1 protein-coding gene is annotated in these 632 nt (G+C 40.8%); it reads left to right on the top strand.

What is annotated here, in order from left to right:
* Positions 1 to 140: 140 nt before the first annotated feature.
* A complete protein-coding gene (locus tag CIL02_RS05525) occupies positions 141 to 557 on the top strand; it encodes an Hsp20/alpha crystallin family protein (protein ID WP_240513536.1) in 417 nt (138 codons plus the stop codon).
* Positions 558 to 632: the final 75 nt, after the last annotated feature.

The following is a 632-nucleotide window of genomic DNA, read 5'->3' as shown; positions in this document are numbered from 1 at the left end:
CGACACAATGTCGCCATATCTCGTATTGGCATGTGAATTGCAGTTATAGGGGTGTAAGCGGAAAGCCCCACAGAGGAGCTTGAAACGGTAAACATATATAAACAACAATTCTAAAATAGGAGGTTACTATGTTACCAGTTATGAAAACAAGCAGTTGGTTCCCAACAATGTTTGACGAGTTCTTCAACAACGATTGGATGCCTAAGATGAAGGCAACGGCTCCAGCAATCAATGTAAGGGAAAACGACAGAGAATATACAATGGAATTTGCCGTTCCAGGTATTAAGAAGGAATTCTGCCGAGTAAGCCTTAACAACGAAGGTAACCTTGAGGTCACCATTGAGAACAAGATGGAGCACAAGGAGGAAAACAAAAAAGACCACTATCTGAGACGTGAGTTCAATTACTCTAACTACCAACAGGTATACACGCTGCCTGAAGATGTAATAAAAGACAACATCGCAGCCAAGGTTGACAATGGTGTGCTGACTATCACCATGCCTAAGGCCACCAAAGACGAAGCTAAGAAGATTCAACGTCAGATAGACATTGCATAATCATTAATAGTATCAAAAAAAGGCTGTTCCAGCAATCCGGAACAGCCTTTTTTATATATTGACCTTAATCCAAAT

It is taken from the genome of Prevotella sp. P3-122 (assembly GCF_002251365.1).
GTDB lineage: Bacteria > Bacteroidota > Bacteroidia > Bacteroidales > Bacteroidaceae > Prevotella.
This window is presented reverse-complemented; position numbering and strand designations above follow the sequence as displayed.